This is a genomic window from Clostridium zeae (assembly GCF_017312485.1).
GTDB classification, from domain to species: Bacteria; Bacillota; Clostridia; order Clostridiales; family Clostridiaceae; genus Clostridium_AR; species Clostridium_AR zeae.
Genome location: NZ_BMBA01000014.1, coordinates 1 through 26954, shown reverse-complemented (window position 1 = coordinate 26954; position 26954 = coordinate 1). Strand labels below are relative to the sequence as shown.

General features: G+C 31.1%; 23 protein-coding genes, 1 tRNA gene and 1 rRNA gene. 22 read left to right on the top strand and 3 right to left on the bottom strand.

Annotated elements, in window-relative coordinates; translation table 11 throughout:
- Window positions 1-6: 6 nt before the first annotated feature.
- The 9 genes from J3477_RS25470 to J3477_RS25430 all read left to right on the top strand — a co-directional run bounded on the left by J3477_RS25470 (window position 7) and on the right by J3477_RS25430 (window position 7627).
- The gene (locus J3477_RS25470) at window positions 7-1353 is read left to right on the top strand and encodes a B12-binding domain-containing radical SAM protein (RefSeq protein ID WP_206873043.1); all 1347 of its coding nucleotides are present in this window, start codon (window positions 7-9) and stop codon (window positions 1351-1353) included.
- Between the two features lie 216 nt (window positions 1354-1569).
- Complete coding sequence (locus J3477_RS25465) at window positions 1570-2001, top strand: MarR family winged helix-turn-helix transcriptional regulator (RefSeq protein ID WP_206873042.1); 432 nt, start codon at window positions 1570-1572, stop codon at window positions 1999-2001.
- Between the two features lie 15 nt (window positions 2002-2016).
- Complete coding sequence (locus J3477_RS25460; RefSeq protein ID WP_206873041.1) at window positions 2017-3171, top strand: glycosyltransferase; 1155 nt, start codon at window positions 2017-2019, stop codon at window positions 3169-3171.
- A 110-nt stretch (window positions 3172-3281) separates the two neighbouring features.
- Window positions 3282-3506, top strand: a complete 225-nt coding sequence (locus J3477_RS25455) for a hypothetical protein (RefSeq protein WP_206873040.1) — start codon at window positions 3282-3284, stop codon at window positions 3504-3506.
- A 146-nt stretch (window positions 3507-3652) separates the two neighbouring features.
- Window positions 3653-4078, top strand: coding sequence for a hypothetical protein (locus J3477_RS25450; RefSeq protein ID WP_206873039.1), 426 nt, complete (start codon window positions 3653-3655; stop codon window positions 4076-4078).
- Between the two features lie 216 nt (window positions 4079-4294).
- On the top strand, window positions 4295-4612 hold the full coding sequence (locus tag J3477_RS25445) for a PadR family transcriptional regulator (RefSeq protein WP_206873038.1): 318 nt from the start codon (window positions 4295-4297) through the stop codon (window positions 4610-4612).
- Window positions 4612-5904 (top strand): DUF2812 domain-containing protein, encoded by a 1293-nt coding sequence (locus J3477_RS25440; RefSeq protein WP_206873037.1) that lies wholly within the window; start codon window positions 4612-4614, stop codon window positions 5902-5904. Before J3477_RS25445 ends, J3477_RS25440 begins: the two co-directional genes overlap by 1 nt.
- A gap of 244 nt (window positions 5905-6148) precedes the next feature.
- A complete protein-coding gene (gene dapA, locus J3477_RS25435; protein WP_206873036.1) occupies window positions 6149-7012 on the top strand; it encodes a 4-hydroxy-tetrahydrodipicolinate synthase in 864 nt (287 codons plus the stop codon).
- Between the two features lie 192 nt (window positions 7013-7204).
- Window positions 7205-7627, top strand: coding sequence for a YjdF family protein (locus J3477_RS25430; RefSeq protein ID WP_206873035.1), 423 nt, complete (start codon window positions 7205-7207; stop codon window positions 7625-7627).
- Between the two features lie 158 nt (window positions 7628-7785).
- Here the strand turns inward: J3477_RS25430 and J3477_RS25425 are convergent, their stop codons facing one another.
- Together J3477_RS25425 and J3477_RS25420 are read right to left on the bottom strand one after the other, a co-directional pair.
- A complete protein-coding gene (locus J3477_RS25425; RefSeq protein WP_183280033.1) occupies window positions 7786-8217 on the bottom strand; it encodes a hypothetical protein in 432 nt (143 codons plus the stop codon).
- 194 nt (window positions 8218-8411) lie between these two features.
- A complete protein-coding gene (locus J3477_RS25420) occupies window positions 8412-9134 on the bottom strand; it encodes an NAD-dependent protein deacylase (protein WP_371876620.1) in 723 nt (240 codons plus the stop codon).
- Between the two features lie 175 nt (window positions 9135-9309).
- On the opposite strand from J3477_RS25420, the gene J3477_RS25415 reads away from it, so the two are divergent.
- The 11 genes from J3477_RS25415 (at window position 9310) to J3477_RS25365 (ending at window position 23888) form a co-directional block, all read left to right on the top strand.
- Complete coding sequence (locus tag J3477_RS25415) at window positions 9310-10368, top strand: L,D-transpeptidase (protein ID WP_206873034.1); 1059 nt, start codon at window positions 9310-9312, stop codon at window positions 10366-10368.
- A 248-nt stretch (window positions 10369-10616) separates the two neighbouring features.
- Window positions 10617-12989 carry a DUF8726 domain-containing protein gene (locus J3477_RS25410; protein ID WP_206873033.1) on the top strand — a complete coding sequence of 791 codons (2373 nt, stop codon included), beginning with the start codon at window positions 10617-10619 and terminating at the stop codon, window positions 12987-12989.
- Window positions 12989-13918, top strand: a complete 930-nt coding sequence (locus tag J3477_RS25405) for an ABC transporter ATP-binding protein (protein WP_206873032.1) — start codon at window positions 12989-12991, stop codon at window positions 13916-13918. Before J3477_RS25410 ends, J3477_RS25405 begins: the two co-directional genes overlap by 1 nt.
- Before the next feature lie 2 nt (window positions 13919-13920).
- Window positions 13921-14847, top strand: a complete 927-nt coding sequence (locus J3477_RS25400; protein ID WP_206873031.1) for an ABC transporter permease — start codon at window positions 13921-13923, stop codon at window positions 14845-14847.
- 29 nt (window positions 14848-14876) lie between these two features.
- Window positions 14877-16478, top strand: coding sequence for a DUF8809 domain-containing protein (locus J3477_RS25395; protein WP_206873030.1), 1602 nt, complete (start codon window positions 14877-14879; stop codon window positions 16476-16478).
- Between the two features lie 113 nt (window positions 16479-16591).
- A complete protein-coding gene (locus J3477_RS25390) occupies window positions 16592-17572 on the top strand; it encodes an AAA family ATPase (RefSeq protein ID WP_206873029.1) in 981 nt (326 codons plus the stop codon).
- A 15-nt stretch (window positions 17573-17587) separates the two neighbouring features.
- A complete protein-coding gene (locus J3477_RS25385; protein WP_206873028.1) occupies window positions 17588-18460 on the top strand; it encodes a DUF58 domain-containing protein in 873 nt (290 codons plus the stop codon).
- Window positions 18457-20256 (top strand): vWA domain-containing protein, encoded by a 1800-nt coding sequence (locus J3477_RS25380; RefSeq protein WP_206873027.1) that lies wholly within the window; start codon window positions 18457-18459, stop codon window positions 20254-20256. The genes J3477_RS25385 and J3477_RS25380 overlap by 4 nt, the downstream gene beginning before the upstream one ends.
- 35 nt (window positions 20257-20291) lie before the next feature.
- Entirely contained in the window at window positions 20292-23168 is a 2877-nt protein-coding gene (locus J3477_RS25375; protein ID WP_206873026.1) for a VWA domain-containing protein, read from the top strand.
- Window positions 23169-23407: 239 nt separating this feature from the next.
- Window positions 23408-23483: transfer RNA gene (locus J3477_RS25370), tRNA-Phe, on the top strand.
- A gap of 177 nt (window positions 23484-23660) precedes the next feature.
- Entirely contained in the window at window positions 23661-23888 is a 228-nt protein-coding gene (locus J3477_RS25365) for a hypothetical protein (protein ID WP_206873025.1), read from the top strand.
- A gap of 245 nt (window positions 23889-24133) precedes the next feature.
- Here J3477_RS25365 and J3477_RS25360 read toward each other — a convergent pair whose 3' ends face one another.
- Entirely contained in the window at window positions 24134-24811 is a 678-nt protein-coding gene (locus J3477_RS25360; RefSeq protein WP_206873024.1) for a uracil-DNA glycosylase, read from the bottom strand.
- A 327-nt stretch (window positions 24812-25138) separates the two neighbouring features.
- On the opposite strand from J3477_RS25360, the gene J3477_RS25355 reads away from it, so the two are divergent.
- A complete protein-coding gene (locus J3477_RS25355) occupies window positions 25139-26092 on the top strand; it encodes an L-lactate dehydrogenase (RefSeq protein WP_206873023.1) in 954 nt (317 codons plus the stop codon).
- A gap of 707 nt (window positions 26093-26799) precedes the next feature.
- Window positions 26800-26954 (top strand): 16S ribosomal RNA (locus J3477_RS25350); the annotation flags it as partial.

Sequence of the window (26954 nt, the reverse complement as noted above, 5' to 3'; positions counted from 1 at the left end):
TCATATATGAAGATTAAATTAATCCAACCTGCAATGCTGCCAAGGCCTATGGATACAAAGTTAAAAACAAGAATGTCTCCTTCATTAGCTTTATTAACAATAGCAAATCTTACACCGAAAGAGCATGAAGTTATTATTGAAAATGAAAATGTTGAAAACATAGATTTTGATGAACATGTAGATTTAGTAGCAATAACTGTCACTGTAGATGTTATGAATAGAGCTGTAGAAATATCAAAAGAGTTCCAGAGGCGAGGCGTAACAGTAATTGCAGGTGGTATACATATCACAGCAGATCCAGAAGGAGCTCTCAATAGCTTTGACGCGATAAGTGTGGGGATGGCTGAGAGAATTTGGGGGAGAATCCTTAAAGATAAAGAAAGTAATTCTCTTAAAAAAATATATTATGATATGGAAGGTATTTCTGGAGAAGAAATAGTTTCACCTGATTATAGCATTATTGATAACAAAAAGTATTTATATACAAATATAATAAGTACAAGCAGAGGGTGCCCATTTAAATGCGATTTTTGCTATAATAGCTGCAAAGATACACTTAAAACATATATTAATAGACCTGTAGAAGATGTAATTAAAGATATAAATGTATTGAAGACAAGACACATAATGTTTATTGATGATAATTTTATTGGGAATCCTAAATGGACAAAAAAATTATTGAAAGAAATGAAACCTCTTAAATTAAAGTGGAACGCAGCGGTTACTTCCAATATAGTAGATATGCTTGATTTATTAGATGAAATGAAAGAGTCAGGTTGCCAAAGCTTGTTTATAGGTTTTGAAAGTATAAATAGTAAATCAATAGATAGTGTACATAAGGTACAAAATAGTGTAAACAGATATGAGAAACTTGTAGATGAAATTCATAAAAGAGGAATAATGATAAATGCAAGTTTTGTTTTCGGATTAGATGAAGATGATACCTCTGTATTTAAGAATACATTAGAATGGATAGTTAAAAATAAGATAGAAACGGTAACTTCGCATATTCTCACACCATATCCAGGTACAAGGCTGTACTCATCATTAATAGAACAAAATAGAATTGTAGATTTTAATTTGTCAAATTATAATACTGCTCATGTGGTATATGAACCCAAAAATATGACAGCAGAAGAATTATATAATGGCTATCTATGGATATATAAAGAAGTGTATACTTTTAAAAATATAATGAGAAGATTACCAAAATCTAAAGAACAATGGATTCCATTTCTATCGTTTAATTTGTTTTATAGGAAATTTGGAAAGTTGATAGAATTATTGTGCACTATAGTTTCTTTTGAAAATATAGGAAGATTTTTTAGATGGGTAGCTTATCGTATAAAGTAGGTTAGAGAAGTTTTATTTTTCTATTGTAGATAACATCTAAACAGCAGTAATACCATTAGGTAGTACTGCTGTTTCTTATTTAACGGAAAAATGAAAGTTTAGGTGATTAGCATAAAATTAAGTGACTGCATTTGGGAAAATGTGTAATAAAAGCGAGATAGTAAGCGTACATATTATATGTGCACATATTATCATGATAAAAAGAGAGAGGTATATATGAGAATAAATGAATCTTTTGGATATTTAATTAATTTAACAGCTAGGAACATAAAAAAGGAATTAGAAGAAGAAATAAAAAAGTACGGTATAACTACATCACAATGGTTTGTACTAAAGGTGTTGGAAGAGGAGGATAATTTAACGCAAGCAGAGGTGGCAGAAAAGTTATCAGGTGATAGGGCAACGGCTGGAGCAGTAATTGATAGACTAATTAAAAAAAATTTAATTTATAGGAATCAATGCGAAAATGATAGAAGAGCGAATAGAGTTAATATATCAGCTTATGGACGAGAATTAGCAGAAAAAATTTGTAGTGAAGCAGTTAAATGCAATGAGAAAGCTTTAGGAGGATTTAATGACGAAGAAGTAAAACAGTTATTTACATACCTATATAGGATTAATAATAACTTGAATATAAATAATATGTAAAGGATTGAGTGTATTATGAAAGTTTTAATTGCGCCTATGTCTGCAATGACAGAAACAAGTGGACCATTTTCAAGAGCAGTAGCTCTATGTCATGAATTGATTAGGAAGAAACATAAAGTCGCATTTTGTTCGCCTGAGGATATTAATTATAGAAAAATAGAAAACGTAAAAAATTATTATGCTCCTATTCCATCCCCATTTGGTACACCTATTTTTATTGGAAAGAAAATGCTTAAACTGGGGCAATTTTTTAGGATTCAAGAAGATAAAAAAATAAATAGTTTCGAACATGTATTGCATTTTATTGGAGCAATCAGTAAGAAATACTTTTATGAGGATGTATTTTATATAAGAAAGGCTATCCAAGACTTTCAGCCTGATGTTATATATGCTGAATTTAGAATTTCTGCAATAGTTGCTGCAAAATTAGAAGGAATTAAGGTAGTTACAGGGTATAGCTATCCTGTTCAAAAGTCATTTGCTTCAAATCCTGAATATAGCACAAGCGTTAAGAGATTCTTGAAGGAAAATAATTTACAGCCAATTGATTCGGTTCTTGATATATTCGATTGGGCTGACTTAAAAATAGTATTAAGTTCATATGAGTTAGAACCTATTGACAGTAATAATATAGTTTTCACAGGACCTTTTTTTAGACCAAATATAAAATTTACGGAAGCTCCAAAGAACAAAATCATAGCGTATATGGGTTTTGGAACAATTAATATTACAACAATGATAGATAACTTAACTAAAGCCTTTGAAAATACAAATATTGAAGTATATATTGCAACTCGACAAGTAAAACCATACAAAAGGAATAATATAATTGTTGATGAAAGGTTTGATTTTAATCAACTGATGCCTGAAGCAATAGCTTATATAAATCATGGAGGTCAAAATAGTATTATGACAGGTTTGATTTATGGAGTGCCACAAATTATTTATCCAGGCAATGTGTTTGAACGTAGATATAATGCTAGTTCAATAGTTAATTTGAAAGCAGGGATATCGTTAGAGGTAAATGGGTTTAATTATGTAACAATTAAAAATATAGTTAATGATTTTATTGAAAATCCTATATATGCAAATAATGCTAAAAAGTCAGGAATACAATTATTAAATCTAGGAGGAGTAAATAAGGCTGTCGAGGTAATAGAAGCTTTGTAAATAACAACATAAAAACAGCTATAGCATCTATTGAAGAGGTTTCAAAGTCAAATGAATATCAATCAATAGCTTTAGCTGTTTCATTCCAAAGCTTTACTGAAGGAATGAACATGTTAGGAGTTAAAATTATCAAGATAAATGATATTACTAATTATATAAATAATATTTCAGAACAAACTAATCTTCTAGCACTAAATGCTGCATCAGAAGAAATGACAGCTTCATCAGAGGAAGTTTACAGTGCAACAGATGAGGTTGCAAAGTCAGCGGCTATATTAGATAATGCTACAGAAGAAATGATGTTATATGTAAGTAAGTTTAGATTACAGGAATAAATAGATAACATGAAGTAATAAAGGATAAATTTTTACCACTTTCACATAATAAAACTGATACTAGAGACGTACTAATTCTAGGGTAAATACTGAATCCATAATTGTAGAATGTTTTTACTATAAAAATTTTAGAAGGAAGTGGTTAAATGAAGATTGAAGCATATTTTGATAGTATAAAAAGAGCAAGAGAAGCTGTTGAAAAGCTTAGAGAAGAAGGATTTAAGGGAGCTTTTGTAGATATAAATGAACATAATAACGATGTGTATTCACAGAGTGGTATGGTAGGTACAGATAAAATATCAACTTTATCAGCAGCAGTTTTAGGTGAAGATAATAGTAATTCTCCTATAGCTGCTGCAAGTCCAATGGCCAGTGGTATGGGAGGCTTTCAAGAAATAGCTAGTATAAATTGTAAAGTAGTGGTTGAAGCAGACGGGAATAATGAAGAAAATGTGATAAATTTAATAAAAGATATGGGTGGAACTACTAAGGATCTTAATACTGGAAGGATACCTAAGGGACTTGATAATATAAATGAAGATGTGTTGGTGATGAAAAATTTAGAAGAGTAAAAATTTGAAGAGATGGCGTTACGATGTTGTCTCTTCTTTTTATTTGCTTTTACATTAAATTGTTTATAATGCTACAAAAGTATAATATTGACAATATTGATACACGATAATATACTTAAAATATAAATATCGATGCTCGATATTATGGATGTACCATTTCCAACCAAAATAATAAGTTTTATTACAAAGTGGTACATCCATAGGTAGGAGATTAAAATGGCAAGGGAACAATTTCAAAATTTAACTGAACCAATGTATTACATATTGATATCACTTCTGGAAGAAAGATGTGGTGTGGATATAATGCAGGCTGTAGAAGAGATTTCAAAGGGAAGAGTGAGAGTTGGACCAGGTACTTTATATGCACTTCTAGGAAAGTTTGAAAAAGAGAACATGATTAAAGAAACAGAGGTACAGGGAAGAAAGAGAAGCTATATAATAACTGGCAAAGGTAAAGAAATATTATTGGAGGAATATAGGAGACTAATTACTATGGTAAGTGATGGAGAAGTTTATATGGGGGATAAGGTATAATGGCAATAAATACAAAGATAAAAGTTTTTAACTTTTTTCCTTATGAATGCGAGGCTGCTGAAGAATATCTTAATGATATGGCGAGAAAGGGATGGATACTAAAATCTATAAAAGGGCCATTTTTGACTTTTAAAAGAGACAAATCTAAAACTGTTAGATATACAGTTGATATACTCCACAGAGTCTCTGAATTTGATTGTAAAGATAGTAATGAAGCCTTAGAGTATAGAGATTACTGTGAGGCAGCAGGCTGGAAGTTTGTAGGGCAGAGAGGGAAGGTTCAGATATTCTATACTGAAGAACCTAAAAATACCTTGGAGATACACACTGATGAAAAGGAGAAATTTAGATCAGTATTTAAAGCGTCACTTTATAATGCATTGGCACATGTAGTTTTAATTGGAACGTGGCTTTTCTACATATATACTGTATTGTTTGCAAGTAGTCCTGATTACACTCTTTCACATAATTTTGCACTTTTAACCCTTCTCATGATGATGTTATTGGTGTTGATATTTGGAGTGGAAGTGGTAGGTTTTATAACTTGGTCAATTAGAGCGAACCGTAATTTAAAAGTGAATAAAGTTATGAAGTATAATAATTATAAACAAATACGAATTAAGAGATCATTGCCACTTGCAATAGCCTTAATAACGCTTATAAGCATGATTTGTAATACAAGTGATATGCCTGTAGTTACCACATTAATGATTACATTTATACCTGTAATAGGAATACTTATAACTAGATTATTTATAAATAAAAAAAGATACTCTAGAAATGTTAATATAGCTATAACGCTTTTTGGTATATTAATTTCAGCCGTTTTAGTTATGAGTATAGTAGGTAGGGGTATTAGCAGAGCTATTATAAATATCGATAATAATAAATCACAAAATTCTGTGGAGCTATCGTTAACTGACTTTGGATATAAAGAGGCTAATAATTCAAATCCATATACGAGCTTTAATGAAAGTATCTTAGCAAAGAGATCAGTGTATTTTAGTGATGACAAAGAGCACGATTTAAGTTATACAATTTTTGAAAGTAAATATCCTATGATAGTTGAGTTTAATGCTGATAGACTAGTAAAAACGCTTAATAAATATAAGTTAAATATAAGAGAATACAAATCAAAACTACCTAGTGGAGTAAAAGTATATGCGTTAAATGAGTCGAAGAGCTTCATATTGGTATATGGAAATAGGATGATTGATGCTAGAAATAACTTTACTGATATGGATGACGAGAAGTTTTTAAGCATAGTTTATGATAAAGTTTTTAAAGAATAGATAGACTATCAATTTGGTAAAACCTTATAGGCGGTATAACAGTGGTACTAGTTAATAGTATCACTGTTTTTATTTGAAAAAAATATAGTGAAAAAATTCAAACCTAAATATTATAAATTATTAAGTTAATCAACAAGAGAATGTTAAAGCAATCTATAGTATAAAGTTTTTTATTAGATAAATTTGAATAAATCAACTATTTGGAATATAATGTTAAAAAGTATATTATATCTGGAGGTGTAGTATGAAAATTCAAGGTGTTTATGTTCCACTTATAACCCCATTCATAAATGATGAAATAGATCTTAAATCATATAAAAAAATGATAGAGCATTATTTAAATAAAGGGGTTAGTGGTTTTATTCCTTTAGGGACTACTGGCGAAGGTCCAACTATCTCTCAATATGAATATGAAAAAATAATAGATAAAACAATAGAGTATAATGACAAAAAAGTGCCTGTGTTTATAGGACTTGGTGGTAATAATACAAAGGAAGTTGTAAGCAAGCTAAAAATAGTAGAAAAGTATGAAGTGGATGGAATATTGTCAGTATGTCCATATTATAATAGACCTGAACAAAGGGGTATATATGAGCACTTTTTAAAGATATCTCAATCTACAGATTTAGATATCATTATATATAATATACCTTACAGAACAGGAAGAAATATAGAGAATGAAACAATCTATAAGTTAGCTGAATTAAAAAATTTAGTGGGCATTAAGGACTCTTGTGGTGATATAAAGCAAACTACAAGCTTACTGCTTAATCCACCAAAGGATTTTTCCATTCTAACTGGGGAAGATATTATGTTTTACACTGTTCTAACCCTTGGAGGAGATGGTGGAATATTAGCAGCTTCCCATCTGAGAACTGAAAAGTTTATGGATGTTTATAATGCGGTAAGAGATAATAATCATGAATTAGCACTTAAAATATGGAAGGAATTAGCTAAATTTATCCCGATGCTATTTGAAGAAGCTAATCCCGCACCGCTTAAATACTGTTTAAATAAGTTAGGGATTATTGATTCTGATGAAGTTAGATTGCCTTTAACTGAAGTCACAAATAATCTTAAAAATAGGTTAGATAAGGTTTTGATTTAAAGCCAGTTTGATAAATAAGAATATTGAAAATGAACATTATTTATATATAATAATAATTGAGAGATAAAAACACAGTTTCTGTTGGTAGTCAGAACCTGCGTATATTGATTATAAGATATTTATGCGTAGCAGTAACCTGCCCTCCTGGGGTTGTCCTTTCTCTTTAATAATAAATTACAGGAGGATTTAATTATGGACTCTATAATTAAATTAACAATTCTTTTTAACGAGCCCTTTTGGGTTGGTATTTTTGAAGTTATGGAGGATTATGAACTTAAGGTGTGCAAGGTTACCTTTGGGGCTGAACCAAGGGATCAAGAAGTTCATGAATTTATATTAATGAATTTCTACAGATTAGATTTCAGTGGTTCAGTAAAACTAGAGAAAAAAGATCTTACTTTAAAGAAACAAAATCCTAAAAGACTTCAAAGAAGTATAAGAAAAGAGATCAGTACAAAAGAAATAGGAACAAAAGCTCAAATAGCAATGAAATTGCAGCATGACCAATCAAAGTTGGAACGTAAAAAGAAAACCAAAGAACAAAGGCTTCAGGAAGAGGAAAGAAAGTTTAGTATAAAGCAGAGAAAAAAACTTGATAAGCATAAAGGACATTAAATTTTTCATAATACTTTTCAAAAGCTTTAATATGTGCTATTATATTAAAGCACTTTATTACCCATGCAGTTGCATAACGGGAAAAGAAAAACATCTACAAGTAAGTAGGTGTTTTTCTTTTTAATTTTTTATTAATTTATAAGATATATAATTGTATATTATCTATTCATCACATCTTGTGAACTGCTAAAAAGTAGTGAAAAGTCTGATTTCCGGAGCCAACCCTTAGAATTGAAGTCAGTATTTAATGGTAGAGATACAAAATACCATATCTGATTACTTACTTCAGCTTCTTCAAGAATTCTAACTTGAAGCTTTTGAGTTATCTTATTTATAATAGGACCTTTTTCTAAGGGCGAAAGCATTAAAAAAACTCCTTCAAGAGTAACGCCATTAGAGGTTGTGGTATTTAAGTATCTTATTGAAATATTAGTAAGGCTTGAGTTCAGAGAATTATATTTTTCTCTTAATGCCTTATGTTGATTAGATAGCAGTAGATACTGTTGCCTAGAAAAACTAAGTTTTCTATCAAAATATAAATACATACAGGCAATAACTAAGATTAATAAGAAGATTATTATTAGTTTCAAAGATTCCACTCCCACAAAAGAAATATCATTAGATTATATTAATATTTTTTCTGAAAAATGAGAGGAATCTATAATACTATAAACAGTTACAAAATGTTAATTAAATTTCTACAAGGTTTCTAACTAAAGTTATTCATGCGAAAAAACATAGATACATGATTTTTGGACATGTATCTATGTTTTTTAGTTGAAACTTATACAACTGAACTTAAGACTTTTCCAATAGAGTCATGAATGACTAAATTGGCTTTACTATCTGCAGAGGTAGTACTCTTGTTTATTAATACTAGATTTTCACCTCTGAAGTAGTTTATAAGTCCAGCAGCAGGATAAACAACAAGAGAAGTTCCTCCTATTATTAAAGTATCTGCGGCTGCTATAGCTTTAACTGCACCATTAATAATAGTCTCATCTAGTCCCTCTTCGTATAAAACTACATCTGGTTTAACTGTTCCGCCACATTTAGTACAAGTTGGGACTCCTTCTGATTCTAAAATAAACTTCTCATCATAAAAAGTATGACATTTAGTACAATAATTTCTTAACACTGATCCATGAAGTTCGAAAACATTTTTAGAACCAGCAGCTTGATGAAGTCCATCTATATTTTGAGTGACAATTGCCTTAAGCTTGCCCGTATCTTCTAGCTTTGCTAAGGCCAAATGTCCAGCATTAGGTTTCGCATCAGGGTATATTAATTTATCCTTATAGAAACTGTAAAAGTCTTCAGGATATCGTATATAAAACGTATGGGATACTAGCTGTTCAGGTGTAAAAGTCATGTTTAATTTTTCGTTGAAAAGTCCATTAGAACTTCTGAAATCAGGTATACCGGATTCGGTACTCATGCCAGCACCACCAAAGAAGACAATATTATTAGAATTATCTATGATTTCTTTTAATTTATCCAAACTCATCAAAATCACCTCATTAAAATTATATCACAAGTATTGAAGTGTTATTAATTTATCTGTTATTATTAAATATAGTGTATAAGTTACATAATGTTTGAAAAAGTTACCTTTCTTAGCCTAGAAGGGTTTATCAAAGAAGTACATGGAAAGATAAAATTTATTTCAGGGGGAATAGGATTTGCGTTTGAAGAGAGTTTTAACAACTGCTGCTTTAGCAGTATGCATAATAACAGGATCTCTTTTTTATTACAATAAAAATGTACAAGCTCAAAAATCAAAGGAAGCGTTTAGCGCCTTAAAAGATGATTATTTAAATGAACGTATTGATTACAAATTGCTTAGTACTAAAATTAATGATTTAGAAAAGACAGGTTCATATAAAGCAGAGGATAGTGAAATTAAGAGTTTAGAAACGCTAGAGAAGCAAAGAAACGAATTTAAGAATATAGAAGAACAGTTTGCAAAAAAAAATTATAGTTATGTTTTATCTGCAATAGCAAGTTTAGAAAAACAGATTGGAGATAAAACTCTTAAAGATAAGCTGTTGGAGCTTAAGAGTGCGGTAGAAGATTCTATCTCAGAAGATTTAAATCAAGATATAACTGATTCTAAATATGATGATGGACTAAAGTTCCTAGATGAAAATAAAGAGTACTTATCTAAAGATTTTTTGGATAGCAGTAAAAAACTTATTGAAGACGCGAAAATAAAGGCACAAGAAGAAAAGAAGAAGTTAGAAGAGGATAGAAAATTAGCAGAAGAAAAGGCGAAAAAATCTGTTAGTCCTGCTATTGCTGCTTACCTTAACGGATATAAGCCTAACCCTGATAAGGAAAATGTTGTTAAAGATTATTCAAGTAGATCTAAATTTTTAGTTTGGGTGGATCTTCAAAACCAGAAAACAAATGTCTTTGTAGGCAGTAAGGGCGATTGGAAGCTTATAAAAGAATTAGACTGTTCTACTGGTGCAGAAGGAAGCGAGACTCCAAAGGGAATATTTAAGGTTTCAGCAAGAGGTGACTGGTTCTATAATGCAAGTATAAATGAAGGCGCTAAAAACTGGGTTCAGTTTTTTGGTAACTACCTTTTCCACTCCTGGCCGATGGACAAGAATAAAAATATTACTGATTATACTTTAGGTAAACCTGTATCTCATGGATGTGTAAGATTAAGTCTAGAAAATTCTAAATGGATATTTAATAATATACCAGGTGGGACTACAGTTTATGTTAATTAAGAGAATATTTAAAAGTTATAAGCAAGGTAACTACATAATTTAATAAATATTAATAAAATCTAAGTCTATTGCAGCATTTCAAAAAGCTGGTGATGGACTTTTTTTCTTTAATAAATAAAGAATATATGAATCTTAAGAAATTTGTAAGGAAGTTGTAATAAAGAATGATACAATACTATGATATAATAGTGGTAAATTTTAACTTATATTGCAATAATATTTATATATTATAAGAAAGTAGGGGAATTATGAGAAAAGTAGTCAATAGGGCATTAATTTTTATTCTTGCAATTGCATTAATTATCCCTTTAGTTTTAGTAAAAGGTGAGACTGTTAAAGCAGATACTAAGAAAGGTATAACAGTAAAAACTACTGTGGGGTTTAATGACAAATACAAAATAGGTTACTATACACCTATAAATATATCCATAAAAAATGATTATAAGGATATACAAGGAACTGTAGAAGTTAAGGTTCCTACCTCCGAAAATAAATATGATAGTTATTTGAAAAATATCAGTATTCAAAAAGGAGCTGAGAAAATTGTTACTATCAATGTTCCTGTAAAGCAAGCCTTTTTGAAATATGAGGTTTCAATAAAAGATGGTAGCGAAGAAGTATATAGTGAAGAAATTAAGGTTGGAAACTCTACAAATCAAACTGTAAAATTTATAGGAATTTTAAGTGACGACTTTGATAGTTTAACATATCTTAATAAAATTCCAGCACCAAAAGGTGTTACTTTATCAACTGAGTTGATAAAGCTAGATGAAAATAAATTTCCAGATTATCTTCAGGTACTTGAAACCTTTGACATAATAGTAATCAATAATTTTGATAGTTCTAAATTATCTAAGGAAGCATATGAAAATCTAAAGAGTTGGGTAAAGCTCGGTGGAACCCTGGTAATTGGTACTGGTACCAACTATAACAAGACTCTAAGTTTATTTAAAGATGATTTTATAAAGGGGCAGCCTGGCGAGCTTACAAAGGTGAATACCACTAAAATATACAGTATAGCTACCAATGGTGATAATAACAACCCAGTTTCTGTAGAAAATTTGAATATACAGCTTGATAGAAGCAATACAAATATACAGGAAGGAAATTCAAAACTTCTTCAGACAGTTAATATAGGTACTGGAAATGTAGCTATAGCAGGTTTTGATTTTGGACTTAAACCTTTTGTTGGCTGGGCAAATAACAGCTCCTTCGGAGAAAAGATTTTTAGTATGATAAATCCCAATTTTGTTAACAGTGCTAAGTTTGATAATGGTTATATGAATACGTATTTCTCTGTAAGTGAACTAGTAAACAATTTAATGAATAAAAAAGCAAATATAAACATGTATCTTATTGTGTTAATAATTTACATTGTTTTAGTGGCTCCAACAAGTTATTTTGTGCTTAAAAAGTTAGATAAACGTGAATTCATGTGGATAACAGTTCCATGTATTGCTATAGTGTTTGGAGTTGTAGTTTATTTCTTAGGAAGTGGGACAAGGTTAAGTGATGTAGTTGCAAATAACGCCAACATAATAAACATGGATTCAAAAGGAGCAGCTACTAAAAACACATATGTAGGGATATTTACACCAAAGAAAATGACTGTTGAAGTATCAAGTAAAGAAGGTCAAAAGTTAGAGTCTGTAGATAATCCTAATTATAATGGTAATGCAGATAATGCGAAGAAAAATGAACTTGATACTTTAATAAGAGAAGATAAAGGAACTATCGAATTTAAAAATAAAAGTGTTCTTGCTACTAGAACTGTAAAGATACCGTCTTCTAATATAAGCATTGGAAAAATAGATGCTGATGTATCTATAGAGGGAGATGAGATAAAGGGGACTATTAAGAATTCCACCTCTTTTGATTTTGAATATTGTTATGTTATAACTCCTAAATCTTACTATATTCTTGGAGCTGTAAAAAAGGGAGATAGTGTAAAACTAGATAAAAAAACAGGGGATTATAATGGCGACATAAACCAACTAACATATGAAAACAAGATTTATAAAATAGGTAGTCCTAATGCCAGTGATGAGGATAGATATAATGGAAGCTTATTTAGAATGTCGTATTCCGAATCAATGCAAACAACAAGAATTAAAGATATTTCTATTATAGCGATAACAAAAGATAATATCTCAAAACCATTAGTAGTAAATGGTAAAGATTCAGTAGTTAAGGATAGAACCATAATAAGAATGCCATTACAACTAAACTTCAAGAATGGTGATACTATCCAGTATCCAACGGGATTTGTAAATTATAGAGTAGTAGAAATGTCCACTACAAATTATGATCCATATGGAGAAGTTTTCTATGGTGCTGGAACTCCTGAAATAGTATATGATATAGATAAAAATATGATTGTATCAGAGTTGAAACTAGACTCAAGTTCAACTAGTAGTAATACAGGAGCTTCTAATGCTGCTTTTGAAGTGTATGATTACAAGCAAAATAAGTATGTATCTGCAACTTCTGATAGTTTTAGTGGTGATGATGTAAAAAAATATTTGAGTAATGATAATGAATTTAAGATTAAAATTAGTGTAAGCAACAATGGCGGACCAGTTCAAATACCAGAAATATCTGTAAAAGGGAAGGTGAAATAATGTTAGAGATAAAGGATCTTTACAAAACATACGGAAAGTTCCAAGCTGTAAGAGGTCTAAATCTTGAAATTCCCAAAGGAGAGATATTTGGATTTGTAGGACCTAATGGTGCTGGAAAAACAACTACGATGAGAATAATATGTGGGCTATTAGATGCTACCTCGGGGAAGGTTACGGTAGATGGGATTAATGCATTAAAGGATACTAGGCTTTTAAAAAGTAAAATAGGTTATATGCCTGACTTTTTTGGAGTATATGATGATCTTAAGGTTACAGAGTATTTAGAATTCTATGCATCAATCTATAATATAACAGGTGCTGAGAGCAAAAAGATATGTATGGATTTATTGGAACTGGTAGATCTAGTAGATAAGAAGGACTTCTATGTAGATAACTTATCAAGAGGTATGAAACAAAGACTTTGCTTAGCTAGAAGTTTAGTTCACAATCCAGAGCTTTTAGTATTAGATGAGCCAGCGTCAGGCATGGATCCGAGAGCAAGAATTGAAATGAAGGAAATACTGAGAACCTTAAAAGGAATGGGAAAAACCATATTAGTAAGTTCTCACATACTTCCGGAATTGGCGGAGCTTTGTACTTCTATAGGTATCGTTGAACGAGGTCAGGTGGTTGTAAATGGCACTGTAGAAGAAATAATGAAAAAAATATACCACACTCAAACTATAAAGATTAAGGTTTTGGATAAAGCTGAAGAGACTTTAAGAATACTTAAAGAATACCCTGATTTAGATAATATAAATCCTGCTGGTAATAATATAATAGAAGCTTCTTTTAAAGGTGATGACAGGTATATGAATGAGCTACTGGTGAGACTTATAAATAATAAGATTCCTGTTGTATCTTTTAACCAGCTTGATGGAAATCTTGAGGATATCTTTATGAAAGTAACTGCTACTTTGGAGGAATAGTGATGAAGATGAATATTAATAAAAGTAGTTTTAGAATAAATCCAGTATTACTTAAAGAATTAAAAGTTAAGATGAGAGGTTGGAGAGCACCTATATTAATAGGAGTTTACAATTTAGTTTTAACTCTACTGACTATACTTTTTCTTAAAACGATCATGAATAGAGGAGTAATGAATGCGGAACAAGTATTTATAACTTATGGCTTTATGTCTGCAGCGCAATTTGGTCTTATCAGCTTAATTGCTCCAGCTTTAACTGCAGGAGCAATATCTGGAGAGAGAGAAAAGCAAACTCTAGATATACTTTTATCTACCACTTTAAAGCATAGATCTATAATTTTAGGAAAGTTGTTTGCATCACTAAGTCATATAATACTTCTTATATTGAGTTCAATACCGATATTCTCAATAATATTTCTATTTGGTGGAATTGGTATAAGTGAATTGCTACAGACCTTCTTATTTTATATTGTACTTGCAATAACCTTAGGAAGCATTGGACTTTTCTTTTCAACTTTTATAAAGAAAAGTACTGCGGCTAATGTATTATCTTATGCTTTAATTGTATTTCTGTTCATAGGAACGCTATTAATAACAGTATTCTATGTTCAGCTAGTTATTCAGCCTACTTTGTTAAATAAATCTTATGATCAAACATTTTGGCTCATGTATTTAAATCCGGCAGCTTCATTTGTTACACTTTTGGTAAGTCAGTTTGGTGTAAGCGGACAATCAATCTTCCCAGGGTTTTATATATCAGGTAGTAGTCAAAATATGTGGGCTATTAATATAGTTATAGATTTAGTTTTATCTATATTATTACTTACAGCATGTTCGTATAAATTGAACCCAGCAAGAAAAAAATTCTCTATAGATAAAAAGTATGATGAGCTTCACAAGGATGATGTCATTGAAGATAAGGATAAATAGGTTCTTTAATAGAAATTATAGGAGGTGCCATGTTGGATAGCCCATATAGAGAGATAATAGCTAGATTAAAAAAAGTAAGAAAAAGAATATATGTAGAAAAGTTTTTAAGGAACTTTTCTATTGCTCTTGTTATCTCTACCCTATTGATAATTGCGGTAGCATTAGCTTCGAGGCTGATACCTATATATGGAGTATACTTCATATGGCTTCCTTCCATATATTCCATGGGTTTAGCGGTTGCTTTAATTTCTACTATTGTATTCATACCAAAGTTGAAAAAGGTTAGTGAAATAGTTGATTCCTTTGGACTAAATCAAAGAGTGTCAACAGCTCTTGAGCTTATGGAGGAAGAAAACATATATAAAAAGGTTCAAGCTGAAGATGCTTTAGCGAAATTTAATAGCTTGGATTATGCTAAATATATAAGATTAATGCCTTCAAAATTGATACTTAGAATACTTATAGGAACTATGGTGGTATTTTCGCTTACCTTTCTTATACCAGATACATTAAAGGATGAAGCAAATAGGCTGCATGCACTTAATATTGAAAAGAAAGAAGAAGTGAAAAAGATAGAAAATGCTAAGAAGGAGGTAAGTGAAAACAAGAAGCTTACAGAACAAGAAAAGAAGGAACTCTTAGCGAAGATAGATGAATTAAAAAAGGATTTAAAACTCGCAAAAACTGATAAGGAAATAGATAAGGCAAAAGAAAAACTAGCAAAAAAGTTAGATATAGATAAGAACAAAGAGTTAGACAAGGATTTAAATAAATTAGCAGAAGGACTTAAAAAAAATGATGCTACAAAAGAGCTAGCAGATGCCATAAAAAATAATGATGATAAAAAACTTCAAAGTGAATTAGATAAGCTGAAGAATGATATGAAGAACATGGACAGTAAACAAAAAGAGGAGCTTAAAAACAGTCTCTCAAGTACCGCTGCCTCTTTAAGTAGCAGCGATCTTAAAAGTAGTTTAGGTGAACTTTCAGACTCACTATCGTCTGGTGATGAAGCTTCTATAAATAAAGCTGTAAGTTCAGTTAGTAGCTCGCTGGCTAAGTCTTCATCGCAGAGAAATAAAAATCAAGCATTAGCTTCACTTCAGAAAAACTTAGGAGATGAAGAGCAACAGTTAGCAGACAGTAAAGATCAAAATTCTCAAGGTCAAGGAAGTGGATCTGGTAACGGCAGTGGTAGTGGAAATGGTAGCGGAGATGGAAATGGAAGTGGTTCTGGATCTGGATCAGGAGGAAATGGAACAGGTGGCGGAGGAAGTGGAGCTGGAAATGGATCTTCTAATGGATCTAATGGTGTAAATCCTTATTCTGGAGGAGGGGTAGGTAATAAAGCACCAGGCTCTTCAAGTGAGAAGCAGTATGAAAAAGTATTTACTCCAAGCAGACTTGGAGGAGACGGTAAAACCTCTTCTTTAAGTGGTAAGGCTGGAACCAGTGGAAGCAGTGAAAGTGAAATAACAGATAAATCTAATGCCACTCTAGGAGAATTAAAACCTTATGATCAAGTTGTAGGTGAATATAGTAAAGAAGCTATGGAGAATATGGAAAACTATGAGGTTCCAGACGGCATGACAGAGATAATAAAGGGGTATTTTTCATCATTGCAGCAATAGATAGATTTTCATTGGAATAGATAAACCACTTCTAAGTTTCGGTACAGGAACTCTTTAAAACCGTTAAATTAAATCGAAGCATCTGTAGAGATGAAGATAATAAGGAGAATAACATGAGTATAAATGAAGAAAGCGTAAAAGGTATAATAGAAAAGATAGAGAAGGTTGAAAGCGAAATTGGTAAAGCGATAATAGGGCAAAAAGATATTGTTAGACAGGTTTTAATAGCTATCTTCACTGGTGGAAATGTACTTCTTGAAGGATCACCTGGACTTGGAAAGACTCAATTAGTAAAAACTCTTTCAAAGGTTTTAGACTTGCCATTTTCAAGAATACAATTTACACCTGATCTTATGCCCGCTGATGTGGTTGGTACAAATATTATAATTAAAGATAGTAAGGGAAATAGTGCTTTTCAATTTCAAAAAGGCCCTATTTTTTCTAACTTAGTATTAGCAGATGAGATAAATAGAGCCACTCCAAAAACTCAATCTGCACTTCTTGAGGCAATGCAGGAGCATACTGTTACGGTAGGAAGCTCAACTTATACTCTTTCTGAACCTTTTATGGTATTAGCAACTCAAAATCCTATAGAAAATGAAGGCACGTATCCTCTTCCAGAAGCCCAATTAGATAGATTTTTATTTAAATTGAACGTTCCTTTTCCTAATTTAGATGAGCTTAAAAGCATAATCGGAGTTACTATAAATAATGAGGCGGAGGAGCTAGGAAAGATGATGGCTGGTGAAGAAATACTAGAAGTGAGAAGACTTTTAAAAGAAGTGCCTATTTCTAAGGCTGTAGAAGAATATGCTTTAAAAGTAGTTCTTTCTACCCATCCAGACTATGAGAACTCTCCTGAAATATCAAAAAAGTATATAAGATATGGTGCGAGCCCGAGAGCAGCACAAGCAATAATCTCAACTTCTAGAGTTAGAGCTATTATGGAAGGCCGATTTAATGTGTCTTTTGAAGATATAAAATACGTTGCTTATCCAGCACTTAGACATCGTTTTTTCATGAATTTTGATGCAGTAGCAGATGGTATTACAGCTGAAAATATAATTTCAGAAATATTAGAAAGTCAATTATAATAAGGACGTGTTTAGATGAGTGAGAAGGTATTTAATGGTGATTTCTTTAAAAACCTTGAAAATATATCTCTAAAAGCTAGAATGACCATAAATAATGGAGCAGCTGGAGGAAGGCGATCAAAAGCGAAGGGTAGTTCTGTAGAATTTTCTGATTTCAGAGAGTATACCCCAGGAGATGATTTTAGAAGAATAGACTGGAATGCCTATGGAAGATTTGAAAAGCTTTTTTTAAAGTTATTTATGGAAGAGAGAGAAGCATATATAAATATTTTTATTGATTGCAGTAAGTCTATGGATTTTGGAGAAGACAGTAAAGCGAAAATGGCTCAAAGGCTTTCCGCAGTATTTACATACTTAGCTATAAACAATTTAGATAGAGTATGTGTTAACAAGATAGCTGGTAATAGCTTAATTCCATCTACCTCTTTTATGGGGAAAGGATCTTTTCAGCAAGCTCTTAATTTTATTGAAAATGCTGATTTTAATGGGAGTACGAACCTTTGGGAAGCTATAAAAAAGAAGCCTCTTAAGCCTAGAACAGTAGCTGTGGTAATATCTGATTTCTTTACTAAAGGTTCAATTGAAAGTCTAGTAAAGTATTTTGCTTTTAATAAGCAGCAAATAATATTTATTCAGATACTTTCAGAGGAAGAACTTAACCCTAGGATTGATGGACAAGTGAGACTTGTTGATAGTGAAACTATGGAGGAGATAAATATAACTATTACTCCAAAACTAATGAAGGCATATGAGTTAAAACTAAAATCATTGACTAGTGGGATGAAAGAGCAGTTAAAAAAATATGGCGGAAGCCTTATACAAGTATCTTCAAAGGAAGATCTACAAAAGGTAGTGTTTGAGAAATTTAGTAAGGAGGGAATCATATGAAGCTTTATTCACCAATGTTTTTATGGTTTCTTCTTCTTATACCTATATTAATTTTAATGTATATATTAAAGCAAAAATACGAAGAGAGAGAGATACCAAGTCTCTTTTTATGGCAGCAGGTGTTAGCCGAAACAGAAGCTTCTACACCTTTTGAAAAGTTTAGGAATAATCTATTGTTTTTTCTTCAGCTTTTAGCTTTACTATTAGCTATCTTTGCGCTTGCAAGTCCTTTTATAAATATAGGAAGTAAGAATTTTGAAAATGTAATTATAGTTATAGATAATAGTGGAAGTATGAGCGCTGTAGGTGAAAAAGATACTAGATTAGAAGAAGCTGAAAAAAAGGCAGAGGATATGGTTAAAGGCTTGTCTTCGGATAGTAGAATTACATTAGTTTCTGCTTCAAAGAACAGTAAGGTTGAGCTTAGTGGCTCTACTGATAGAAAAGAAGTTATAAATAAGATCAAAGATATTAAACCTACTAATAGTGCAGGTGATATAAATGATACATACTCACTTATAAAGTCAATATGTAATAGCTATAATAGCTACAAAGTAGTATATTATACTGATTCTGATGTTAATTTAAAAGAGATAAATGGTGAAGTTGTTAGTTTAGCAATACCAAAAGAAAATGTAAGTTTGGATTATATATCTCAAAGTAAAGATAATGATTATTTAAAGGTTATGGTGAGAGTTACTAATCATGGAAATGAAACTAATTCTGAAATTTTACTGTATGGTGAAGAGAAACTTTTAGATATAAAGAATGTAGATATAAAAAGTGGAGAGACGAAGACTATTTATTTTGATAAGGTTCAGACTAAAGATAGATTTTTAAAGTGTGAGTTATCACAAAAGGATGCTCTAGATGAGGACAATGTTATTTATTCTATAGTCAAACAAAAAGATGGGTCCAAAGTCCTAATGTCTTCTAATCAAAACGTGTTTCTTGAAAAGGCTATCTCAACAATAAAAGATATAGAATTATTTAAAACTAATCCTGGAGAGGCTATAAATGGCGATTATGATCTATATATTTTTGACGGTAAACTTCCTAATTCTTTGCCTAAGAAAGGAAATATATTAATCATTAATCCGGAGCAAAACAATGAGTATTTTAGTGTTTCATCAGAAAGAGATGGGGGAAAAGGAAATGTATTATCCCATGCAGTGACCAAGTATATGGATAAGAGCAGCTTTGTAGTTTCCAAGGTTAAGAATATAGAAGTCCCTTCTTGGGGATCAACTATAATAAAGGTCGGAGATAATAATGCAGCGTTTTGTGGGGAAGTAAAAGGACAAAAGGTTGGAGCTATAGCATTTGATCTACATAACAGTGATATGCCGCTAACTCCAGAATTCCCTATATTTATAAATAACTTAATGTCTTATATGCTAAACAGAGATACTGTATCGGGAACTCAGTATTATACTGGTGAAAATATAGAAGTAATACCACAACCAGAAGCAAATAAGATATGGATGAAGACTCCATATAATGACAATATTGATCTTGGAACAAAATATCCTCTGAAGCCTTTTGATGAAGCGTATAAACCTGGTATATATGAAATTCATCAAAAGATAGATAAGAATGAGCAGACTAAGCTCATAGCCGTGAATTTTCCAACCTCTGAAAGTGATACTTCTAAAAATTTCGCTTCTAAAAACTCACAAAAGGATGGAGGAGAGCTTTCCAAAAGTGGCATTAATTTGACCAATATTCTGCTAGCGCTAGCGCTTTTAGTGTTACTTATAGAATGGTTTGCCTATGTGCGGATTCATGGAAGATAGCGTTTTGATCAATATAAAGGATGAGGAGGACGGTTATGGGATTTAGTTTTATAAGACCATATCTTCTGCTATTTATTCCAATTCTACTAGGAATTATAATATTTTTATCAAAGTATGCAGTTAGAATAAATAAATCAAAAAGAAAATGGGCTGTAATTTTAAGAAGTATTGTTATTATATTAATAATGTTATCTATATGTGGTACCAGCTTTTATTGGAAGTTAAATAATAATACAACTATATTTTTGATTGATAACTCAGATTCAGTAAATGCAGATAAGGATTCTTTTGAAACATTTGTAAAAGATGCTATAAAAGAAAAATCATCGAAGGACCAAATAGGAGTACTTTCTTTTGGGGGAAATACTCAAGTAGAAAGTTTTATATCTAAGGATTCGACTTTTTCAAAAATTGATGGAAATGTAGATAAAAATTATACCGATATCGAAAGCGCATTAGCATCAGCCATCGCGTTGTTTCCAAATAATTCGAATAAAAGAATTGTATTACTTTCAGATGGAGATGAAAATCAGGGTGATTTAAATAAAATAATGCCTTCGATAAAGCAGCAGGGGATAGAACTTGAATATTATAAAAAAGAAAAAGATAAATCAGAAGAAATAGCTGTTCAAAGTATTTCTGTACCTGAGAAACTAGTATTAGATGAGGAATTTAATCTGTCGGTTACTATACAAAGCACTACTGACACTAATGCAAAATTATCATTATTTAATGGCAGAGAAAAGGTTGGAGAACAAAGTGTCCATTTAACTAAGGGTATAAATAAATATGTCTTTAGGGATAAGGCTACCAGTGGAGGATTCAAGGGATATAAAGTAACTGTAGAAGCAGATAAGGACACAGAACTAAAAAATAATGAAGCATCAGCCTTTACAATGATTACTTCAAAACCTAAGATTCTTATAATAGAAGGTGGCGAAAATGAAGCTAGAGAACTTACTAAGATGCTTGCAGCATCCTCACTAGATTTCACTGTGGTAAACGCAAAGTCAGCTCCAAGAAGTTTACAGGAGATGACAACGTATAAGAGTATAATAACTTGTAATGTATCAGCTGACGACCTCAATGAAGGATTTATGAATTCCTTAGAAAGTTATGTAAAAGACTTTGGAGGAGGTTTCATAGCTACTGGCGGAGATAACTCCTTTGCTTTAGGGGGATATTCTAAGACACCTCTTGAAAAGGTATTGCCAGTATATATGGACATGAGAGGGAAGAAAGAAATTCCTAAAATGGCTATGATGCTTATTATTGATAAATCAGGAAGTATGACTGAAGGAATGGCTGGAGTAAGCAAAATTGATATGGCAAAGGAAGCGGCTATAAGAAGTCTTGATTCTTTAAGAGCAGGAAAAGATGAAATTGGAGTTCTTACCTTTGATGGTGAATATAGTTGGGCGGCTAAAAGAGGCGTTATAAATGATCCTAAAAAGATAGAGGATGATATAGGGAGTATACGTGCTGGAGGGGGAACTAGCATACTACCAGCACTTGAGGCTGGTTATAAGTCATTAAAAGAAAGTGATGCAAAAATAAAACATATAATTCTTTTGACAGATGGCCAAGCAGAAAGAACAGGATATGATAATTTATTAAAGGATATAAATAAGGATAATATAACTGTTTCAACAGTAGCAGTTGGAAGAGATGCTGATAAGAACCTTCTTAAAGGTATTGCAGACTTTTGTGGAGGTAGATCATATGTTACTGATGAATACACTAATATACCTAGAATCTTTTCAAAAGAAACTTTTATGGCTGCAAGAATGTATCTGAATAATAGAGAGTTTACACCTAAGATAAGCACTGAACACAGTATTATAAGTGGAGTAGCTGATGGAGGGGTACCATCACTTTTAGGGTATGTAGGTTCATCTCAAAAAGAAACTGCAAGAATGATATTAAAGAGTGATGAGGATGATCCAATTTTAACCGTTTGGCAGTATGGGCTTGGAAAAGCTGTAGCCTGGAATTCAGATATATCAGGTAAATGGAGTGCAAACTATACAGGATGGGGAAAAAACTTAAAGTTATGGCAAAATATAATTAACTTTTCTATAGAGAATTATAATAATGAAGATGTATCAATGGAAGTAAGCAATGATGGAAATGGAGCAAAGGTTGTCTTAAAAGATAAGAAAGATCAAGGTGAAGTTGATACCACTGCAACTATTGTTACACCTCAAGGTGAAAGTAAAGATATAAAGCTATATCCTACAGCGCCAGGAGAATACACCGGCAATTTTCAGACAAAAGAAGATGGTGTATATATGGTTAGTGGAAAGCAAAGTAAAAACGGAGAAACATTAAGTTCAGTAAACTCAGGATATGCTAGGCAGTATTCTCCAGAATATAAGATAAGGGAAGAGGGCAATAAAACTGATAAAATCGTTACTGAAAATGGTGGGAAGATAATAAAAACCTCTGAAGAAGTTTTTAGTACTGAAATTATTAAGAAAAAAGGCCAAAGAGATTTAAGTCCATTTTTACTAGCGATAGCATTAATAATTTTAATGTTCGATATTGCTTTAAGAAGATTGAATTTGAATTTATATAAGCTTAAGTTATTTATAGATAAATTATTTAAAGCTTTAACTCCAAATAGATTTAAGTTTAAGAAAACAAAAAGGGTAAAAACCGTAGGTACAGTAGTTAATGGTAGTGATTTAAAAGATGTGAGTTTAAATAAAGATTCTAATAATAACAGTAGAAGTAATACTGACGAATCAAGTAAACATGAAACTTATAATAATGAATTCATTGACTTAAGTCCTAAAAAAGCTACGGAGGTCAAGAAAGAGTCAGAAGATAATAAAGAGAAGAAAGATGAGAATAATCCTTTAACTTTAAATACCTCACAACTATTAAAAAATAAAAGATTTAAAAAATAGTCTGTTTATTAAGAAATGAAGTATTATGCATTATTAAAAGTAATAAGCTAGCTACCGTAGGAATAACTGCTACAGTGGCTAGTTTATTATATAGATCAATATTTATTTTTTATAGTTTTTATTCCTTAGCAAATTATGATTCAATAAGCTCTGTAGATAAGAATGAGTAATAGACTAGTAACTTTTTTATTTATTGACAAAATACGAGTAAATGTGTATAATCTATAATTGTGAGTTATGGCTCGATAGCTCAGTCGGTAGAGCAGAGGACTGAAAATCCTCGTGTCGCTGGTTCGATTCCTGCTCGAGCCACCAAAACTCTAATAACTTTAGTTATTAGAGTTTTTTGTTTTCTACAAAAAAGTATTTTAACTAAATCTTAATATTACTTTAAGTTTTTTGAAAGGATTTCTTAATAAATTGGAATTATAATTAGAAGTAAGATATAAAACTTTTCATTATAACCTATTAATTTATTAAGGAGTTGCTGTCATGTTAGATAAACTAAGTTTAACCGATAAAGAAAATGATTTGCTCGCTAAAGGTATAGCTATTGGTGCAGGTGTCGGCATAGTAGGAGGCGCATTACTAAATTACGTAACTTTAGGATTTGCAGCCGGAGGTGTTGTAGGAATATTGGTTTCCTTAACTTACTCATTTTACTTAAGAATGAGAAAAAAAGTTTTTGTACAAGGGGAACATACATCTATAGAAAGGTAGTTCCAATGTGGATGCTTAATAGTTGAGTAAGGAACTCTATATGATAAAGACGTGGGATGTTATGAAAAGATAATAAATAATATATTTAAAAAGATATAGTATGAGAATAAACTTAGTTTTAAGTAAAGAAGGACTGAATTGTTTAATATAATTCAGTCCTTTTATTTAATGTAAAGGAAAGTTTGTAATTTTTATGATAGCTCAATCTAATAATTTAAATTGATTTGAATAGCTTTTTATGTAAGTTATATGTTTTCTATTTGCCAATCAATAGGAGCTTTACCTATAGACTCAAGAAAGCTATTTGTTTTAGAAAAAGGTTTACTGCCAAAGAAACCTCTTGAAGCAGATAGTGGACTTGGATGAACTGATTTAATTATGTGATGCCACCCATTTGTTATTAGCTTTTCTTTTGATATGGCATTGTTTCCCCAAAGTATAAAAACTATAGGGTCTTTCCGTTCGTTTAATAAAGTTATTATCTTATCGGTGAAGATCTCCCAACCTATACTCTTATGAGAGTTTGCTTCACTAGCTACTACAGTAAGAGAGGTATTTAAAAGCAAAACTCCTTGGTCAGCCCATTTCTTCAAATATCCATTATTAGGTATGTAGTACCCTAAATCATCTTTTAATTCTTTGTACATATTTAAAAGCGATGGAGGAATTTTAACTCCAGGTTTTACAGAAAAGCTTAAACCATGGGCTTGGTTAGGGCCATGATATGGATCTTGACCAAGAATAACTACTTTAACATCACTATAAGAAGTATAATGCAAAGCATTAAATATATCATATTTATCTGGGAAGATGGTTTTCTTTTCATACTCAGAGACTAAAAATTTCCTTAATTTAAGGTAGTATTCTTTTTGAAATTCATCTTTTAATAAACTATCCCATTCATTTTTAAAATTGACAGACATTAAATTATCACCTCATCTTATAAAATTGCTATGAACATAAATACATCAATGATTTTTAATAAATACAAATTTAAAAATAGGTTGAAATATCAACTTGTTAAATAAGTATATTTATATTATTATATCAAATTTTCATAAAATAAATAAAAATAATATCTTACATACAACTTAAGTGCAATATTAATAAAGAATAAGAAAAAAAAGATATTTGATTGTAACAATCTCATATTATACTGTCCTGTTGGAAAAAATAAAACAGTTGAAGTGTATTTTATGGAAAAGATATAATTTATATTGAGATATAAATATTGTTAAGGGGGCTTTAAAATGGCAATTAAACCAAGGAAAGTAGCTATTGTAGGAACAGGTCTTGTAGGTTCAAGCTGTGCATTTAGTTTAGTAAACCAAGGTGTATGTGAAGAGGTACTAATGATAGACCTAAATGCAGAAAAAGCATTAGGTGAGGCTATGGATTTAACTCATGCAGTTGAATATCTTCCTAAGAGAACTAAAATATTTCAAGGTGGATATGATCAATGTGGGGATGCAGATGTAGTAATAATAACAGCAGGGGCACCACCTAAGATAGGGCAAAGTAGAATTGATACCTTAGAAATTAGTGCTAAGATATGTAATAGTATTGTTGAACCTATAATGAAGTCAGGATTTGATGGCTTCTTTATAATAGTATCTAATCCAGTTGACGTAATAACTTATCATGTTTGGAAGATATCAGGGCTACCAAGAAATAAAGTCATGGGAACGGGTACTTCTGTAGATAGTGCTAGACTGAAGACAATGATTTCGGAGTATTTAGATGTAGATCCAAGATCAGTGCAAGGTTATGCTATGGGAGAACATGGTGATGCTCAAATGATTCCATGGTCACATGTTTATGTAGGTGGTAAACCATTCCTAAAGATAATGGAAGATCATCCTGATACTTATGGTAAGTTAAACTTAGATGAAATAGAGTATAGAGTTTCCCAAGAAGGTTGGGCGGTTTTTAATAGAAAAGGTGGAAGTACTTATTATGGTATATCTTCTGCTGCTGTAGGAATAATAAAGTCAATATTATTTGATGAACACAGTATAATACCTGTGTCAGCGATATTAGACGGTGAATACGGTGAATATAATGTTGCATCTGGAGTTCCAGCTATTATTAATGCTGAAGGTGTAAAAGATATACTAGAAATAAATATGACAGAGCAAGAAAAATTGAAATTTAAAAAAGCTAATGAATCTTTAAGAGGATATATAGCAAGACTAGGACATTAGAATATATTAGTGTTATATAAAGACCTTATGAATTAATTAATCGTAATTAATGACTTCATGAGGTCTTATTTTTTATTCTTTAGGAATTTATAACTCAATTATATCTGCGGATAATCATGAGAACAGACTTAAGACATATAATAATTTTAACTATTAACGGTATTTTGATTATTAAATAAACTTTATTTGAAACTGTTATATCTATAAGAACAAAATTACTTATAATATTACTTATGCTTTTTAACAAATTTAATTAATTTATTAATTTAGATGAATATAATACTTTCATGTAATGCATAATAAACAAGGATAACTCGATTTTTGATACATAAACATCACCGAGTGTATCAATATAAGAAAATTAGAGGATTATTGAGGAAAAGTTATATAATCATGGTTAAAGTTTGTTTACCTAATATTTAGTAAAGCTATTAAATATATGAGCATGATATTATAAAACACGTCGCTGAAACACACAGCAAATAACACGAAAGTTAAAACTTATGAATACAAAAAAAGTTTTAGAAAAGTGTTGACAGTAACATCTCAGAAATGTTAAGATGTAAAAGTCGCTGATGAGTGACAACAAAAACTTGGTCTTTGAAAATTAAACAGAGAAGATAAACAAAGTCTAAAATTAGACTTAAACTAAACCAGCAATTCTTTTGAAAAAAGACTTACTAAGTAAGTAAGCTATGATTAAACTTTAAATTGAGAGTTTGATCCTGGCTCAGGACGAACGCTGGCGGCGTGCCTAACACATGCAAGTCGAGCGGAGAAAGTTCTTCGGAACTTTCTCAGCGGCGGACGGGTGAGTAACACGTGGGTAACCTGCCTTATAGAGGGGGATAGCCTTCCGAAA